General features: G+C 61.6%; 15 protein-coding genes and 1 tRNA gene. 10 read left to right on the top strand and 6 right to left on the bottom strand.

The features are described 5' to 3' along the window. The 3 genes from NKJ76_RS21775 to NKJ76_RS21765 all read left to right on the top strand — a co-directional run. Window positions 1–214: transposase (locus NKJ76_RS21775; protein ID WP_352538330.1), on the top strand; the 214-nt coding region annotated here is incomplete at its 5' end. 144 nt (window positions 215–358) lie between these two features. Further along, window positions 359–838 carry an MgtC/SapB family protein gene (locus NKJ76_RS21770; RefSeq protein WP_027050850.1) on the top strand — a complete coding sequence of 160 codons (480 nt, stop codon included), beginning with the start codon at window positions 359–361 and terminating at the stop codon, window positions 836–838. Window positions 839–1048: 210 nt separating this feature from the next. Beyond that, window positions 1049–1138, top strand: a tRNA-Ser gene (locus NKJ76_RS21765). Window positions 1139–1285: 147 nt separating this feature from the next. On the opposite strand, the gene NKJ76_RS21760 is transcribed toward NKJ76_RS21765, so the two are convergent. Beyond that, entirely contained in the window at window positions 1286–1447 is a 162-nt protein-coding gene (locus NKJ76_RS21760; protein ID WP_352538329.1) for a hypothetical protein, read from the bottom strand. Window positions 1448–1633: 186 nt separating this feature from the next. Between NKJ76_RS21760 and NKJ76_RS21755 the strand changes: the two genes are divergently transcribed. After that, a complete protein-coding gene (locus NKJ76_RS21755) occupies window positions 1634–1825 on the top strand; it encodes a DUF3606 domain-containing protein (RefSeq protein WP_023706817.1) in 192 nt (63 codons plus the stop codon). A gap of 347 nt (window positions 1826–2172) precedes the next feature. Here NKJ76_RS21755 and NKJ76_RS21750 read toward each other — a convergent pair whose 3' ends face one another. Then, window positions 2173–2898, bottom strand: a complete 726-nt coding sequence (locus NKJ76_RS21750) for a hypothetical protein (protein WP_352538328.1) — start codon at window positions 2896–2898, stop codon at window positions 2173–2175. A gap of 431 nt (window positions 2899–3329) precedes the next feature. Here NKJ76_RS21750 and NKJ76_RS21745 point away from each other — a divergent pair, with 431 nt between their 5' ends. The 6 genes from NKJ76_RS21745 to rimO all read left to right on the top strand — a co-directional run bounded on the left by NKJ76_RS21745 (window position 3330) and on the right by rimO (window position 8803). Continuing rightward, entirely contained in the window at window positions 3330–3719 is a 390-nt protein-coding gene (locus NKJ76_RS21745) for a sugar 3,4-ketoisomerase (RefSeq protein ID WP_352538327.1), read from the top strand. Window positions 3720–3762: 43 nt separating this feature from the next. After that, window positions 3763–4983, top strand: a complete 1221-nt coding sequence (locus tag NKJ76_RS21740; RefSeq protein WP_352538326.1) for an FAD-dependent oxidoreductase — start codon at window positions 3763–3765, stop codon at window positions 4981–4983. Continuing rightward, window positions 4984–5910, top strand: a complete 927-nt coding sequence (locus NKJ76_RS21735; RefSeq protein ID WP_352538325.1) for a glycosyltransferase family 2 protein — start codon at window positions 4984–4986, stop codon at window positions 5908–5910. Window positions 5911–6019: 109 nt separating this feature from the next. Further along, window positions 6020–6427 (top strand): DUF930 domain-containing protein, encoded by a 408-nt coding sequence (locus NKJ76_RS21730; protein WP_032894508.1) that lies wholly within the window; start codon window positions 6020–6022, stop codon window positions 6425–6427. Window positions 6428–6689: 262 nt separating this feature from the next. Further along, entirely contained in the window at window positions 6690–7349 is a 660-nt protein-coding gene (locus NKJ76_RS21725) for a TerC family protein (RefSeq protein WP_023668959.1), read from the top strand. 140 nt (window positions 7350–7489) lie between these two features. Beyond that, the gene (gene rimO, locus NKJ76_RS21720) at window positions 7490–8803 is read left to right on the top strand and encodes a 30S ribosomal protein S12 methylthiotransferase RimO (RefSeq protein ID WP_352538324.1); all 1314 of its coding nucleotides are present in this window, start codon (window positions 7490–7492) and stop codon (window positions 8801–8803) included. A gap of 139 nt (window positions 8804–8942) precedes the next feature. Here the strand turns inward: rimO and NKJ76_RS21715 are convergent, their stop codons facing one another. From NKJ76_RS21715 to NKJ76_RS21700, 4 genes are read right to left on the bottom strand one after another with little or no spacing between them, the layout of a single operon-like run. Then, window positions 8943–10010, bottom strand: a complete 1068-nt coding sequence (locus tag NKJ76_RS21715) for a BMP family ABC transporter substrate-binding protein (protein WP_023668961.1) — start codon at window positions 10008–10010, stop codon at window positions 8943–8945. 50 nt (window positions 10011–10060) lie between these two features. Continuing rightward, window positions 10061–10981 (bottom strand): ABC transporter permease, encoded by a 921-nt coding sequence (locus NKJ76_RS21710; protein ID WP_023668962.1) that lies wholly within the window; start codon window positions 10979–10981, stop codon window positions 10061–10063. Next, complete coding sequence (locus NKJ76_RS21705) at window positions 10981–12105, bottom strand: ABC transporter permease (RefSeq protein ID WP_352538323.1); 1125 nt, start codon at window positions 12103–12105, stop codon at window positions 10981–10983. The genes NKJ76_RS21710 and NKJ76_RS21705 overlap by 1 nt, the downstream gene beginning before the upstream one ends. Then, window positions 12102–13679: an ABC transporter ATP-binding protein gene (locus NKJ76_RS21700; RefSeq protein ID WP_352538337.1), complete on the bottom strand. Its 1578-nt coding sequence runs from the start codon at window positions 13677–13679 to the stop codon at window positions 12102–12104. Before NKJ76_RS21700 ends, NKJ76_RS21705 begins: the two co-directional genes overlap by 4 nt. Between the last annotated feature and the right edge of the window lie 46 nt (window positions 13680–13725).

Genomic DNA, 13725 nt, shown 5'->3' with positions numbered 1-13725 from the left:
GCATCTCAAATCCACCAACATGCTGGAGCGGCTCAACGAGGAAATCCGCCGGCGCACCTATGTCGTGCGCATCTTCCCCAATACCGAAAGCTGCCTGCGCCTGGTCAGGGCCTTGGCCGTCGAGACCAATGAAAACTGGATGGAGGCCAACCGATACATCAACATGGACGACCTGCGCGAGCACAAGAAGCTCGCTCTGCGCCAAGCCGCATGACCAGCATCATGGCTGCCCCATTTTGCAGAACTTGACGCACACAACCTTCGAGACCTAGCCCAGGCCCTTGGAGTCTGAATGTGAATCTATGGCACGAAGCGCGGCTGCCTGGAACCGACCGACCCGAGATACGTTCTGCGCCTCATGGATGAATTCATTGAACGTTTTGGGCAACAGACGTGGCTGCCTTTTTCCGTAATTTCAGCCAGGCTTTTGCTCGCGGCCGTCCTTGGCTCCATCGTTGGCATCGAACGCGAATGGCGCAACCGGCCGGCCGGATTGAGGACACACATCCTCGTCTGTGTTGCGACGGCTCTAATTGCCATCCTCACGATCGAGATTACTCACCTTCACGTCTTCGACGGTCAGGAAATCGCCATTGATCCTATCCGCTTGATCGAAGCCACGACTGCCGGCGTGGCATTTCTGGCCGCCGGCTTGATCTTCTTCTCCAAGGGCGAGGTTCAAGGGCTTACCACTGGGGCGGGCATGTGGCTGGCAGGCGCCATAGGCCTGGCGGTTGGGCTCGGGTTCTGGCAGATCGCGGCTTTGGCTACCTTGCTCGCACTTGTCGTGCTGGGTCTTCTGCAACTTGTGCAGGTCGGCAGCAAGGATCGTAATTAGATCCCGGCTCCTTCGAAAACGGGTTCGCAGCTCCGTTCGGGTAACGAACGCCACCCCCTATTATCCATGGCAGCGCCGATGGTTGACTTGGCGATGGGCAACGCTCTAGAGAAATGAACCGCAAGCTGGTCCGGAAGGACAGGTATCATTCGATACCAACTGTCGTTCACTGGGTCGGTTGATGTTCCTAGATGATTGAAAAGTCACGTTGGAGGGATGGCCGAGCGGTTTAAGGCACCGGTCTTGAAAACCGGCGTGGGTGCAAGCCCACCGTGGGTTCGAATCCCACTCCCTCCGCCAGATATTTGGCTACCGTGCTGAATTGCCTCTGTATTTTCAAAGAGGGCCAAATCTTTCCTAAGTTATTCCTAACTTCCTAAAACGAAGAAGCCTGCCACCGCGAGGCAGCGGGCCAGCGTGAGCGCAAACGTTGCGCCAGCCTCAGGATCAACGTTCGTCCTGGCGATAGAGCCGTTTGGTCGCTCGGTCGCTTTCCATGCGTTCTGCAGGACCACGGTGGCGTCGGGTCATAAGACCGTATGCCATCAATAGGGCCAGCAACAGTGGCCCACCAGCAACGACGATCAACCACATCACACTTTCAAACATGAGGCATCTCCTTCACGTCACAACCGTCAAGGAGAAGAACCGTTCCGTTCAAAGTTACAGCAACACCAGCACCTCCTGCGACTGAGGGCCGTTTTCCCATGTGACCGTTTCGGAAATCCGAGCTCCGCTGCAACAAAAGGCTGCGGCTGCACGTTGCGGTTGATCATTCAACCAGGAGCAAAGCAAATGGCCGACGACAAAACGAAGACGGACTTCCGCGATTGGGACCGCGTCTCTGCCGATGAGGATTATGAAGTCGAGTATTTCGCCACCAAGGCCGGCATCACCCCGCAGCAGGTCAAGGAATTGATCGCGAAGCACGGCAACCGACGCGAGACGCTGGAGCGGGAAGCGAAGGCTCTGGGGAGCGGTAGGTAGGCCGGCATGCCAGAGTACCAGGTGGAAGAGTGGCATGGAGAGGAGTGTGTCTCAACTCAGGCCACGAGCGCCGATGATCCGTTATCTGCGGTAGAGAAGGTCACGGGCCAAAGGGTGTCGCCTAGAGCGCTTCAGGAGCATTGGTTTCGTGTGGTCGATGAAGATGCGCGAAGCACGCATGAATTCAGCCTTGAGGACGGCGGCCCGGCTGGAGATTTCGCAAAATAGCCATGACCAGAATCTCGGACCTGCATTGGGACCAACGCTGCAGATAGGCGAGAAAGGTGCAGCCGCCGGGCGGACCCGACGGCTTATCGTCGATTGGATCGCTGCCGCCGCATAGGGCCTTAAGGCGCGGCCGGCGCCAGCTTGGCGGCTACTTGGTCGATCTTGTCGGCAAGTACGCTATTGGCCCAATCTGTCACCTCAGGGTCAACGGGCTTGTTGGCCATTTGGGCAAGGGCTGCATCGATCGATGGGACGTTGGCAGCGGCAGCTGTGGCGGCGGTCTGAGCAGCGGCCGCATCCTGGGTGGCGTCATCGAGCGCTGCCTGTGCTGCATCGAGGTCGGCCTGCGTCGGGACATCTTCGGGCAGGGTATTCGGGTCAGCCGCTTTCGCATTCAGCGCGTCGAGCGCCGCTTTGGCGTCGGTAACCGCCTGATTAGCAGCATCGAGCGCCGATTGAGCGTTCTTGGCTATTGCCGACTGTGTCACAAAAGCCTGCACGCCAGCGAAGTTCTTGCTCTTGGAGTGCATAAAGGCGTTGGCGTTGCGCTGCAGCGAGTTCAACCGGCCGAGCTTGGCATGGATATTCTTTTCCTTGGACACAGAAGGGGTAGCGGCCTTGGCGACCTGGCCCTTAGGGGCCTCGCCCTTGGCGGATGCCGACTTGCCGACCGAACCGCCGCCTCCGCCATTGCCGCCAGCATTACCGTTTCCTCCGCTATTGCCATTGCCGTTACCATTGCCATGGCCGTTACCATGGCCGTTGCCACCAGCAGCAGCCAGGGCCGGCGACACCAGAAGCGAGAACACCGCAAATGCAGCAAAAAGGGTCTTTCGGGATGTCATAACTACCTCCGAGATTGCCACCGCCACTAACCGCTATAGCGGGCAACATGAGGAATCGCTAACACAAAGGGTAAACTTAGATATAGATGTGTTTTCATTGCGAGAACGAAGCGGCCGGCCGGCGAAACGCCAACCAGCATAACTCTTTGAAATTGCTGAAGTAGATCACCCTCCTTGGAACTGGCCGGCCTTCCGAACTCAAAGGTCCTAGACCGCTCAGACCAAGGTCTTAAGCCGTGGTTTCGGCCGCGACTCAGAAGTCGTGACGGCGCGGCGACCTTCGGTAGTCGGCACCTATCGGCCTGAGGCCGAGCTCGACATCGATCCGCTGCAGTGTTCCCAAACACCGCCTAAGTGGTTGTATTCGCTGTCTTTTGATATAAGCGCTAGTCTGAGGTAAAATTTCGACCGGCATCTGGCGGGCTTACGTTATGCAGCATCGAACGTTCTTTGGCGGCAAGGTCACCGAGATCCCCACTTCGTTACATAGCGATCCCAGGGGAATGCTGACCGCTATCGAGTTCGGCGGTTACAATTTCCAAGCCGTGCGGGCGTTCATCGTCACCGCGCCGCGCGGCACGTCGCGGGGCGGACATGCACACGGCTCGGGCCGGCAATTGATGATGCAGCTGTCGGGCGAGATCGGCATCGAATTTCGCTACCAGGAACAGGTCGAACGGCTGACGCTCACCGCATCGAACCGCGCGGTGCTGGTCGATGCCGCGGTGTGGGCGCTGCAGACCTATGAAGGCGAGAACCCGGCTTTGCTGGTTTTCTGCGATACCGAATACGACCCTGAAAACTACGTATCGAACCCCTGATGACACTCATCGCGAAAGGAGAGGCCGCGATGCGCGCCAGGACATGACAGCGCCTCGCGGCAGAATGGCTATTCTCGGCGCCGGCATCATGGGCGCCAGCCTCGCTCTCATGATGGCCCGCAGAGGCTACGCGGTGTCCCTCTTCGACAAGGAGATCGAGCCGATGGCCTGCGCCAGCCGTTGGAACGAGGGCAAGATTCATCTCGGCTATCTCTACGGGAACGATCCCTCGTTGCTGACCGCCCGGCATCTGCTTTCGGGAGGACTGCGTTTCGGCAGGCTTGTTTCCGAGTTGATCGGAAGCAATCTGGAAGCGCACACGACCTTTTCGGAAGATCTTTATCTGGTCCATCGCAACTCGATCGTCGCTGTCGAGGCGCTGGGGGCGATCTTTGAAAGTGTGGATGTATTGGTGCGCAGCCACGCTGACGCCACCAGCTACCTTGCCGACGTATCGGCGGCGCGATCGAATCGGCTTTCCAAAACTGAATTGGCCGATGTCACCAACTCGGACCAGATCGTCGGCGGCTTCCAGGTGCCGGAGCGATCCGTCAACACGCGATGGGTTGCCGACCGGCTTTGCGCCGTGCTTCGGAGTGAACCCAACATCAGCTTGCGAATGGCGGCGGAAGTCCTGTCGGCACAGCCGGTGGATGCAATTGACGGGAAATGGCGCGTGGCGGTCGCAGGCGAGAAAAGCGAGGCGTTCGACATCGTCGTCAATTGCCTATGGGAGGGGCGGCTGGCTGTCGACCGCACGGCCGGCATCGAGCCGGTTCCCGGATGGTCGCACCGCTACCGGCTTTGCCTGTTCGGCCGCACCAGCCAGCCTGTCGATGTGCCGTGCGCGGTCGTCGCCCTTGGCCCGTTCGGCGACATAAAAAACTATGACGGGCGCAACTTCTATCTCTCCTGGTACCCGAGCGGGTTGCTTGCGGAGAGTGGCGAATTGTCGATCGAAACGCCGCAAGCGCTCGATGCCGACGCACGACAGCGGTTCATCGGCGACGTTCGCGCCACGCTCGCCCGGTTGGTGCCCAGTGTTTCCAGCATGTTCGACGATGCCGAGGAGCTTGAGGTACGCGGCGGCTTCGTGTTTGCGCAAGGGCGTGGTTCGCTCAGCGACCCGAAAGCCACGATCCATCGCCGCGACCAATTCGGGGTCAACCGCCTGGGCAACTACATCTCGGTCGACACAGGTAAATATTCGACGGCGCCGTGGCTTGCCGACAGGCTGGCGCGGCAAATCTGCGGGATCGAGTGAATGGGTGAGACAGAACAGGGCGGCGCGAAGCAGGTAGCGCAGAAACAAGTCCAGCTTCGATCCGGCTGGCGGCCGAAGGTCACGGCGCTGGTGCCATGCTACAATTCGGCGGCATTCATTTCGCGTACGCTGGACAGCCTCGCCGCGCAGACCTGGGACAATATCGAGATCCTGGTCGGCGAGGACAATTCGACCGACGCGACATTCGAGATCGTTTCAGCCTTCGCCAGCGGCCGCGACGATGTCCGTATCCTGCGCCGGGACAAAAACCTGGGATGGCTGAAGAATTCCAACGATCTGATGGCCAATGCCAGCGGCGAATTGATGTTCTTTGCCTTCCATGACGACGTCATCGATCCAACCTATATCGAGGCGTTGGTGCGGGCGCTCGATGCCAATCCCGAGGCCGTACTGTCGTTCAGCGATGTCGAAGTGATCGAAGTAAGCGGCGAAAGTGCCACGTGGAAGTTCGACCTGCTGAAGGGCTTGCAGGACGGTTTTGCGCGTGGCCGGGCGATGGCGCGCCAGCCGCATGGATGGTGGGTTCCCAATCGTGGGATATTCAGGGCCTGGGCGTTCCACCGTAGCGGCGGGATCAAGCCCAACAGCCAAGGCGAATTCAGCGCCGACTGGACCTGGCTTCTGCATCTGTCGCTGCTCGGCGGCTTTGTCCGCGTGCCGCAAGTGCTCTGCCACAAATACTACCGGGCGGGCAGCATCAGCCGGCGCTGGGACCGCAACAGCACCCAACGAAGGGCCTTGCGGGCGGCGGGGATAAGGGAGGTCTGGCACAGCGAGGCCGGCCTTGCACAAAGAGCCTTCCTCGCTGTCTATATCGCCTTGCGGCCGTGGCGGTGGGTGCCGCGATCGCGAGAAGCGCAAAGACGGCGAAACAGGCAATCGGTGCATGGCAGCCCGGACAAATAAGAATGGCGCCGGCGACGTATCAAAGCGGCTGCGCCTGCCCGGCTAACGGCGATTCCAGGCATATCCGGCTGCCCCAAAATGGCACTCCGGTTGATTTTTCACGCGAGTTATGGTCGTTCTCCCGCCCATGAAAAAACTATTCCTTGCGGCGCTGGCCTCGGTGACGCTGGCTTTACCCGCCCACGCGATGGACGCCGCCCTGCGCGCCGGCCTGCTGAAACTCGACCCGGAGACCCGGCTGGAGCAGAGATGCGACGCCGAAGTGCTCGACCGCATCAGCCATGACGACCACAAGTACAAGGCAGACCGCGTCGTCGCCTACGCCTTCGCTACGCCGGAAATGAAGGCCGATGCAATCCGCAGCCCGGGTGCTGCGTTCCGCAGCAAGGGGCAGTGGTACCGGCTGAAGTTCAAATGCGAGACGGCGCCGGACCATATGGAGGTCCTGCAGTTCCGTTACCGCATCGGCGACGAGATTCCGGAAGCCGACTGGGCGAAGTACAATCTCTACGACTGAATTCGCTGCGACCAGAATTCTCTCTGGCAGAACGGCCTTCCCTATTCCCGTGGCTTTCAGCGTCGGCCGTTGGAGCGGTTCAGCTTTTTATAGAGCAGCTGACCCACTCTAACTCTTTGTTTTTGCATAATTCCGGACGGAAAGCCGCTACGCACTTTTCCTGGAATTGCGCCGGCAGTCTCTTGACGCGCGGGAACCATACACGTTAGGGCGTCGGCATATCCGACGACGAACACGCCGATACAGCAAGGGGCTCCGGTCGATGGACATTTTCAGCGCTGCAAGCATGACGGCCCTCCTCCAGGTCATCGCCATCGATCTGGTGCTTGCCGGCGACAATGCCATCGTCATCGGCCTTGCCGCCGCCGGCCTGCCGGTCGAGCAGCGCAAGAAAGCCATCCTGATCGGCGTGTTGGCGGCGACTGTGCTGCGCATCCTGTTTGCCGCCGTCACCGTCAAGCTTCTTGCCATTGTCGGCCTGCTGCTGGCCGGCGGCATCCTTTTGTTGTGGGTGTGCTGGAAGATGTGGCGCGAGCTGCGGACGTCGCATGCCGACGAGTTCGAGGCGACCGAGGCGCTGTCCGATTCCGACCTCAACAGCGACAGAACGGTGGGGGGCAAGGCGCCGCGCAAGACGCTCGGCCAGGCGGCCCTGCAGATCGTCGTCGCCGATGTTTCGATGTCGCTGGACAATGTGCTGGCGGTCGCCGGTGCGGCGCGCGATCATTTTCCCGTGCTTGTCATAGGCCTGGTGCTGTCGATCGCCTTGATGGGCTTGGCCGCGAGCTTCATTGCCAAGCTGCTGCATCGCCACCGCTGGATCGCCTATGTCGGCTTGCTGATCATTCTCTACGTCGCGATCGATATGGTCTATCGCGGCGTTGTCGAGGTCTGGCCGCATGTCAGTCCTGTGGTGAGCTGACGCTGCCGGTACCACAGCTTCTGTAGCAGCATGGGTATCTGCCGGAGGCAGTGGTCGCGTTCGCCGCAGCCGCTGCCCATACCAATGCCGCAATAAGTGTGGTACTGGCCGCCGATCCCGAAAAACCCGGATGTTTTCTCATGTCTGCGCCTCGCGTCAGTTTCGTCAGCCTTGGATGCCCGAAGGCGCTTGTGGATTCCGAGCGCATCATCACGCGCCTGCGCGCCGAAGGCTATGAGATCGCACGCAAGCATGACGGCGCCGACCTTGTCGTCGTCAACACCTGCGGCTTTCTCGACTCAGCCCGCGACGAATCGCTCAACGCCATTGGTTCGGCGCTTTCGGAAAACGGCCGGGTGATCGTCACCGGCTGCCTCGGCGCCAAGCCGGACGTCATCCGAGAGAAGCACCCCAACGTCCTCGCCATCACCGGCCCGCAGGCCTATGAGAGCGTGATGGCCGCGGTGCATGAGGCGGCGCCGCCCAGCCACGATCCCTATATCGACCTTCTGCCGCCGCAAGGCGTCAAGCTGACGCCGCGCCACTACGCCTATCTCAAGATTTCCGAAGGCTGCAACAACCGCTGCACCTTCTGCATCATTCCCGCACTGCGCGGCGACCTCGTCTCGCGCCCGGCGGCCGATGTGCTGCGCGAGGCCGAGAAGCTGGCCAAGGCCGGGGTCAAGGAATTGCTGGTCATCTCGCAGGACACCAGCGCCTACGGCATCGACATCAAGTACCAGACGTCGATGTTCGGCGACCGCGAAGTGCGGGCGAAATTCCTCGACCTGTCGGAGGAGCTGGGCAAGCTCGGCATCTGGGTACGCATGCACTATGTCTACCCCTACCCGCATGTCGCCGATGTCATCCCGCTGATGGCGGATGGAAAAATCCTTCCCTATCTGGACATCCCCTTCCAGCACGCCTCGCCGCAGGTGCTGAAGAACATGCGCCGTCCAGCCCATGGCGAAAAGACGCTGGAGCGCATTCGCGGCTGGCGCGAGGTGTGCCCGGATCTGGCGATACGCTCGACATTCATCGTCGGTTTCCCCGGCGAGACCGACGAGGATTTCGAGATGCTGCTCGACTGGCTGGACGAGGCCAGGATCGATCGCGCCGGCTGCTTTAAATACGAGCCGGTCCGCGGCGCCCGCTCCAACGATCTCGGCCTCGAACAGGTGCCGCAGGAGATCAAGGAAGCGCGCTGGCATCGCTTCATGCAGCGCCAGCAGAAGATCTCGGCGACGCAGCTGGCCAAGAAGGTCGGCAAGCGCCTGCCGGTGCTGATCGACGAGGCGCATGGCACGTCTGCCAAGGGCCGGACAAAATACGACGCGCCCGAGATCGACGGTTCGGTGCATATCCAGTCGCGCCGCCCGCTGCGCCAAGGCGACATCGTCACGGTCAAGATCGACCGCGCCGACGCCTACGACCTTTACGGCTCGGCGGTTTAGAAAATTACCAAAAAGGGCGCCTCCCGGCGCCCTCGGATTTTTGGCACAGCCCTCGGCGCGGTTTCGCAGTCGAAGCGTGCAGCCCGCGAAGTGAAAAAGGGCGCCGGGCGGCGCCCCTTCTCTTTTGCGTTTCCGATACTTACTGCGGCAACTTGTCGTCGACGCCCTTCACATAGAAGTTCATGCCGAGCAGCGTGCCGTCGTCGGCTACTTCGCCGTCCTTGAGCCACGGCGTGCCGTCCTGCTTGGCGACCGGTCCTGTGAATGGGTTCCAGCCATCTGCGATTTTCTTGGCGGTTGCCTCGGCCATCGCCTTCACATCGTCCGGCATGTTGGTGAAGGGCGCCAGCTTGACAGCGCCGTCCTTGATGCCGAGCCAGACATTGTCAGGCTTCCAGGTGCCGTCGAGCGCCGCCTGAACGCGGCTGATGTAATACGGCCCCCATTCGTCTGTCAGCGAGGTCAGCTGCGCGTTCGGCGCGAACTTGATCATGTCGGAGGACTGGCCGAAGCCGTGCAGCTTGCGCTCTTCCGCCACCTGCAGTGCCGCAGTGGAATCGGTGTGCTGGACGATGATGTCGGCGCCCTGGTCGAACAGCGCCTTGGCCGCGTCGGCTTCCTTGCCCGGATCGAACCAGGAGTTCACCCAGACGATCTTGGCCTTGAAGTTCGGGTTGACCGACTGCGCGCCGAGCATGAAGGAGTTGATGCCCATCACCACTTCGGGGATTGGGAAGGAAACGATATAGCCGGCGACCCCTGCCTTCGATTCCTTGGCGGCGATCTGGCCGAGCACGTAGCGGCCTTCATAGAAGCGCGCATTGTAGATGCCGAGATTGTCAGCGGTCTTGTAGCCGGTGGCGTGCTCGAACATCACTTTGGGGAACTTCTTGGCGACCTTCACTTCCGGGTCCATGAAGCCGAAAGAGGTGCCGAAGATGATCTTGCAGCCTTCGCGCGCCAGACGCTCGAAAGCGCGATCGGCATCGGGACCTTCCGAGACGTTCTCGAGATAGGCGGTTTCGACCTTGTCGCCGAGCGCCTTCTCCACCTCGAGGCGGCCTTGGTCGTGCTGGTAGGAATAGCCGAAATCGCCGATCGGGCCGGTGTAGACCCAGCATGCCTTCAACTTGTCGGCGGCCTGCGCCGACGCCGCCAGTGACATGGCGGCGGTCGTGGTCATCAACGCGATAAACAGTTTTTTCATTGTGTTACCTCTCTGAGTTTAGCCTTGGAGCTTCCCGTTTGTTTTTGTTGTCAACGATCCGGAACGAATGGCTGCCCCAAGGAAGCCGGCGTGTTCATCATCGTCAGACGCTTGTTGCGCGAGATTAGAACGAGAACCACGACGGTTGCCAGATAGGGCAGAGAAGAAAGCAGCTGCGAAGGCACCGGAATGCCAAATGCCTGTGCATGAAGCTGGCCGATCCACACCGCGCCAAAGATGTAGGCGCCGGCGAGCACGCGCCACGGCCGCCAGGAGGCGAAGACGACCAGCGCCAGCGCGATCCAGCCGCGGCCCGCGCTCATGTTCTCCACCCATTGCGGCGTGTAGACCAGCGACAGATGGCCGCCGGCAAGGCCGGCGCAGGCGCCGCCGAAGATGACCGCGAGATAGCGGTAGCGGATGACCTTGATGCCGAGCGCATGCGCCGATGTGTGGCTGTCGCCGATCGAGCGCAGAGTGAGGCCGGTGCGGGTCTTGAACAGGAACCACATGACGGCCGCCGTCAGCGCGATCGAGATGTAGAAGATCGGGTCCTGGCCGAACAACAGCCTGCCGACCACGGGAATGTCGGTGAGCACCGGAACGTAGAGGTTTGGCAGCCGCTCGCCGGGCTGGCCGACGAAGCTGGTCCCCATCATGCCGGAAAGGCCGAGGCCAAGCAGCGTCAACGACAGGCCGGTCGCCACCTGGTTGGTGGCGAGCGACAGCGTCATCACCGCAAACAGCAGCGAGAACACCGCGCCCATCGCGATTGCCGCCAACAGGCCGATCCAGGGCGATCCCGTGAGATAGCCGGCTCCGAAGCCGCCGACGGCGCCCATGATCATCATGCCTTCGACGCCGAGGTTGAGCACGCCGGAGCGCTCGACCACCAGTTCGCCGATTGCCGCGATCAGCAGCGGCGTCGCCGCGGTCGCGATGGTCAAAAGGATGTTGACGGCGATGTCCATCAGCGGGCTTCCCTCAACTTCGGCGCGGCTTCAAGTTTCGCCGCGCTTTTCGTCAGCGCCATGCCGACCAGGCGAATGCGGTAATGGATGAGCGTGTCGCAACCGAGCACGAAGAACAAAAGCATGCCCTGGAACACACGCGCCACCTTGTCGGAGATGCCGAGCGCGCTTTGCACCGCCTCGCCGCCGAGATAGGTCAGCGCCAGCACCAGGCCGGCGGCGACGATGCCGAGCGGATTGAGCCGGCCGAGGAACGCCACAATGATCGCTGTGAAGCCGTAGCCGGGCGAAATCACCGGCTGCAGCTGGCCGATGGCGCCGGAGACTTCCGAAATGCCGGCAAGCCCAGCCAGCGCGCCTGACAGCAGGAAGGCGAAGAACACCATGCGGTTGAGGCCGAAACCGGCGAAGCGCCCTGCCCTGGGGCTGGAGCCCAGCACGCGGACCTCAAAACCCTTGAGCAGACGGCTCATCAGCACCCAGATCAGCACGGCCGCGATCAGCGCGAAGACAAAACCCCAATTTGCGCGGCCGGCATCCGGCATCAGTTCCGGCAGGACCGCCGAGCCATTGAACTGGATCGTCTGCGGAAAACCATGGCCCTGCGGATCGCGCCAGGGACCGCGCACCAGCCAGTCGAGGAAAAGCTGGGCGACGTAGACCAGCATCAGGCTGGTCAGGATTTCGTTGGTGCCGAAGCGCGTCTTCAAGAGAGCCGGGATTGCTGCATAGGCGGCACCGCCGACCATACCGAACAACAGCATCAGCGGCAGCACCAGTGGGCCTTCGAACCCGGGAAACAGCACCGGAATGGCCGAGCCGAAAATGCCGCCCAGGATGAACTGTCCCTCAGCGCCGATGTTCCAGATGTTGGCCTTGTAACAGACCGACAGGCCGACCGCGATCAGGATCAACGGCGCGGCCTTGATCGCCAGCTCATGCAGCTGCCAGACCTGGCTGATCGGCTCGATGAAATAGATCTCGAATGCGCTCAGCGGGTTGACGCCGAGCAGCGCGAACAGAACCGCGCCGGCGATGATCGTTAGGGCGAAGGCGATGAAGGGCGACAGCGCCGAAAAGAGCATAGAGCGCTGCGGGCGTTTGACGAGTTCGAGGCGCATCATGCCGTCTCCAGAACATGTTCGGCGTGGCCGGGCTCGGCGCCGCCCATCAACAGGCCGATCTTCTCGAAAGTGGCCTCGGCGATCGGCAGCGGCTTCGACAATTCGCCGTTGTGCATGACCGCGATCGCGTCCGAAATCTCGAACAGCTCATCGAGGTCCTGGCTGATGACCAGAACCGCCGAGCCACTGCGCGCCAGTTCGATCAGCGCCTGGCGGATATGAGCGGCGGCGCCGGCGTCGACGCCCCAGGTAGGTTGGTTGACGACCATGACGGCAGGGCTGCGGTCGAGTTCGCGACCGACGATGAATTTCTGCAGATTGCCGCCCGAAAGGGCCGCGGCTTCCGGATCGGGCGCGCTCTTGCGCACATCCATCGCCACGATGATGCGCTGGGCGGCGGCATAGACCGCACCGCTTTTGACGGCGCCGCCGGCGCCGACAAAAACCTTGCCGTCGGTGGCGTGCCGCGACAGAAGCAGGTTTTCCGAAAGCTTCATGCGTGGCGCCGCGCCATGGCCGAGGCGTTCTTCCGGCACGAAGGCAGCGCCCATCAGCCGCCGGCCTGTGATCGAGAGCGAGCCGGCATCCTTTCCGCGGATGCGCACGGATGCGGCGTCCTGCTGCAGCACCTCGCCGGAGACGGATTCGAAGAACTCGCCCTGGCCGTTGCCGGCGACACCGGCAATGCCGATCACTTCGCCGGCGCGCACAGTGAGGGTTATGTTCTTCAGCGGGATCGAAAACGGGGTTGCCGGCTTGCGGCTGAGGGCGCGGACTTCGAGCAATGGCTGCGCGGTCTCGATGCCTTCGGCCGGCGCACGCACCACGGCCTTCATCTCGCTGCCGACCATCATGCGGGCCAGCGACGAAGCCGTTTCCTCGCGCGGGTTGCAATGGCCGACGACCTTGCCGTGACGCAGCACGGTGGCGCGGTCGCAGATGCGTTTGACCTCTTCCAGCCGGTGCGAAATGTAGAGGATGGATTTGCCCTCCGAGCGCAGGCGCTCAAGCGTTTCGAACAGCTTGTCGGCTTCCTGCGGCGTCAGCACCGAGGTCGGCTCGTCGAGGATGATGAGCTGCGGCGTCTGCAACAGGCAGCGGATGATCTCGATGCGCTGGCGTTCGCCGACCGAGAGATCGCCGACCAGCGAGTCCGGATCGAGCGGCAGGCCATAGCTGAAGGAAAGCGCCCTCGCCTTGGCCGCGATCGAGCTGATCGGTGAGCCGTCATCCAGAGACAGAGCGACATTCTCGGCCGCGGTCAGCGCCTCGAACAGCGAAAAGTGCTGAAACACCATGCCGATGCCGAGCTTCTTCGCCATGCCCGGACTGGTGATCCGCACCGCTTCCCCGTTCCAGAATATCTCGCCGGAATTGGGCTCCAGCGAGCCGAACAGCATTTTGACCAGCGTCGACTTGCCGGCGCCGTTTTCGCCAAGCAGCGCGTGGATCTCGCCCTTGGCGATGTTGAGGTCGATATGATCGCACGCCGTCAGCGTGCCGAATATCTTGGTCAGGCCACGAACCTCAAGCAGGTTCGCTCCATCATGATCTGCACTCACAGTGCCTCCCATCCGGTTCCCGGACATGTTCTGTGTTCCCGCCAGCATGGTATGCGCT

Origin of the sequence: Mesorhizobium sp. M0029, assembly GCF_040323735.1 — a bacterium.
In the GTDB taxonomy this organism is placed as follows: Bacteria; Pseudomonadota; Alphaproteobacteria; order Rhizobiales; family Rhizobiaceae; genus Mesorhizobium.
The sequence above is the reverse complement of the archived record's forward strand: the minus strand, read 5'-3'. Positions and strand labels throughout refer to the sequence as shown.

Bases quoted from the DNA above. Each gene is read 5' to 3' on its own strand.
- NKJ76_RS21770 (WP_027050850.1), top strand. From the start codon at position 359: ATGGATGAATTCATTGAACGTTTTGGGCAACAGACGTGGCTGCCTTTT.
- NKJ76_RS21760 (WP_352538329.1), bottom strand. From the start codon at position 1,447: ATGTTTGAAAGTGTGATGTGGTTGATCGTCGTTGCTGGTGGGCCACTG.
- NKJ76_RS21755 (WP_023706817.1), top strand. From the start codon at position 1,634: ATGGCCGACGACAAAACGAAGACGGACTTCCGCGATTGGGACCGCGTC.
- NKJ76_RS21750 (WP_352538328.1), bottom strand. From the start codon at position 2,898: ATGACATCCCGAAAGACCCTTTTTGCTGCATTTGCGGTGTTCTCGCTT.
- NKJ76_RS21745 (WP_352538327.1), top strand. From the start codon at position 3,330: ATGCAGCATCGAACGTTCTTTGGCGGCAAGGTCACCGAGATCCCCACT.
- NKJ76_RS21740 (WP_352538326.1), top strand. From the start codon at position 3,763: ATGACAGCGCCTCGCGGCAGAATGGCTATTCTCGGCGCCGGCATCATG.
- NKJ76_RS21735 (WP_352538325.1), top strand. From the start codon at position 4,984: ATGGGTGAGACAGAACAGGGCGGCGCGAAGCAGGTAGCGCAGAAACAA.
- NKJ76_RS21730 (WP_032894508.1), top strand. From the start codon at position 6,020: ATGGTCGTTCTCCCGCCCATGAAAAAACTATTCCTTGCGGCGCTGGCC.
- NKJ76_RS21725 (WP_023668959.1), top strand. From the start codon at position 6,690: ATGGACATTTTCAGCGCTGCAAGCATGACGGCCCTCCTCCAGGTCATC.
- rimO (WP_352538324.1), top strand. From the start codon at position 7,490: ATGTCTGCGCCTCGCGTCAGTTTCGTCAGCCTTGGATGCCCGAAGGCG.
- NKJ76_RS21715 (WP_023668961.1), bottom strand. From the start codon at position 10,010: ATGAAAAAACTGTTTATCGCGTTGATGACCACGACCGCCGCCATGTCA.
- NKJ76_RS21710 (WP_023668962.1), bottom strand. From the start codon at position 10,981: ATGGACATCGCCGTCAACATCCTTTTGACCATCGCGACCGCGGCGACG.
- NKJ76_RS21705 (WP_352538323.1), bottom strand. From the start codon at position 12,105: ATGATGCGCCTCGAACTCGTCAAACGCCCGCAGCGCTCTATGCTCTTT.
- NKJ76_RS21700 (WP_352538337.1), bottom strand. From the start codon at position 13,679: ATGGGAGGCACTGTGAGTGCAGATCATGATGGAGCGAACCTGCTTGAG.